Consider the following 1,978-nt stretch of genomic DNA (forward strand, 5'->3'; position numbering starts at 1 on the left):
CTTCTGCGCCTCGTCGGCATTCCCGGCCCGGAAGAGCGGCTGCAGGCCTTTCCGCATGAACTATCAGGCGGCATGCGCCAGCGCGTGATGATCGCGATCGGCCTTGCCTGCAATCCCAAACTGCTGATCGCCGACGAGCCGACGACGGCGCTCGATGTTACCATCCAGGCCCAGATCGTCGATCTGGTGAAGGATCTGCGCGCCAAGCTCGGCATGTCCGTCGTCTGGATCACCCATGATCTGGCGCTGATTGCCGGCCTCGTCGATCGCGTCGCCGTGCTCTATGCCGGCACGGTTGTTGAGGACGCGCCGGTCGACGAGCTCTATGCCCGCCCGAGCCATCCCTATACGCGCGGCCTGCTCTCCTCGATCCCGAAACTGTCCGATCCGCCGGCAAGTCGGTTGAGCTCGATCGGCGGCACGCCGCCGGAGCCGGGGCGCCGTCCGAAGGGCTGCCCGTTTGCGCCGCGCTGCCCGCTCGTCGAGGCGATCTGTCACGAGAAGGTACCGCGGCTCGAACCCTTGAGCGGCAGCAGCAATCACCGCGCCGCCTGTTTCGTCGTTCAGAGAATGCAGGAGGCCGCGTGATGGCTCCTCAACCGCTGCTCAAGGTCGAAAACCTCGTCAAGCATTTCCACGTCAAGCTCGGCGCCTTCGGTGAGCGCTCGGCGACCGTCTATGCCCTCGACAATGTCGATCTCGATATCATGGAGGGCGAGACGCTGAGCCTCGTCGGCGAATCCGGCTGCGGCAAATCGACGACCGGCTTTACCATCCTCAATCTCTACAAGGCGACCAGCGGCAGGGTCGTTTATAAGGGCCAGGATCTCGCCATGCTTGATGAAAAGCAGATGCGGCCCTTCCGCCGCGACCTGCAGATCGTCTTCCAGGATCCCTATTCGACGCTCAATCCGCGCATGACGGTGGGCGAGGCGATCGGCGAGCCGATCCTCTTTCACAAGCTCTGCACCAAGGGCGAGCTGAAGGAGAAGGTGGCGACGCTGCTGACCGATGTCGGCCTGCCCACGCGCTTTGCCCAGCGTTACCCGCACGAACTTTCCGGCGGCCAGCGCCAGCGCGTCGTCATCGCCCGAGCACTTGCCTGCCAGCCGAAATTCATCGTCTGCGACGAGGCGATCTCGGCGCTCGACGTGTCGATCCAGGCGCAGATCATCAACCTGCTGCTCGATCTGCAGGAAAAATACGGACTGACCTACCTCTTCATCGCCCATGACCTGGCGGTGGTGCGCCATATCAGCACCCGCGTCGGCGTCATGTATCTCGGGCGGCTGGCCGAGCTTGCCAGCCGCGAGGAACTGTTCGACAATCCGCTGCATCCCTATACCCGGGCGCTGCTGTCGGCCGTTCCGGAAACCGATCCGGAACATGAGCGCACCCGCCAGCGCCAGATCCTGCAGGGCGATGTGCCGAGCCCGCTGAACCCGCCGTCCGGCTGCCGTTTCCACACGCGCTGCCCGATCGCCATGGATGTCTGCAGCAAGGTCATCCCTGTCTGGAAGGAAGCCAAGCCCGGCCATCTCGTCGCTTGCCACGCGGTCAATACGGAGCAGATCGCATGACGCTGAAGGCCGCGATCATCGCCGACGATCTGACGGGTGCGCTCGATACCGGCACGCCCTTCGTCTCGGCCGGCCTGTCGGTCGCGGTCGCCGTCGATGTCGACGCGGCGCAGGCTGCGATCGCCACCGGCTGCGATGTCGTCGTCGTCAATACCGCCTCGCGCGCGCTTGGCGAGCACGAAGCCGCCGAAAGGGTGCGATCGGCGACGAAGGTGTTGCGTGATGTGAGGCCTGCCGTCGTCATGAAGAAGATCGACTCCCGGCTGAAGGGCAATGTCGCGGCGGAAAGCCTGGCGCTGGCGGATGCGCTCGGCCTTAGGAATATCCTGGTGGCGCCCGCCATTCCCGATCAGGAGCGCCTGACCTACCGCGGCTGCGTTGTCGGCCGGGGTGTCGAG

Annotated in this window: 3 protein-coding genes; all 3 read left to right on the forward strand. The window is 64.8% G+C overall.

The features are described from left to right. On the forward strand, positions 1-588 hold a 588-nt coding region (locus tag AF337_RS02410), incomplete at its 5' end, for an ABC transporter ATP-binding protein (RefSeq protein WP_152970865.1). After that, the gene (locus AF337_RS02415) at positions 588-1,580 is read left to right on the forward strand and encodes an ABC transporter ATP-binding protein (protein WP_049730901.1); all 993 of its coding nucleotides are present in this window, start codon (positions 588-590) and stop codon (positions 1,578-1,580) included. The genes AF337_RS02410 and AF337_RS02415, both read left to right, overlap by 1 nt. Next, on the forward strand, positions 1,577-1,978 hold a 402-nt coding region (locus AF337_RS02420), incomplete at its 3' end, for a four-carbon acid sugar kinase family protein (RefSeq protein ID WP_160320228.1). The genes AF337_RS02415 and AF337_RS02420, both read left to right, overlap by 4 nt.

Source organism: Rhizobium ecuadorense (genome assembly GCF_001187535.1).
Taxonomy (GTDB): Bacteria; Pseudomonadota; Alphaproteobacteria; order Rhizobiales; family Rhizobiaceae; genus Rhizobium; species Rhizobium ecuadorense.

Bases quoted from the DNA above. Each gene is read 5' to 3' on its own strand.
- AF337_RS02415 (WP_049730901.1), top strand. From the start codon at position 588: ATGGCTCCTCAACCGCTGCTCAAGGTCGAAAACCTCGTCAAGCATTTC.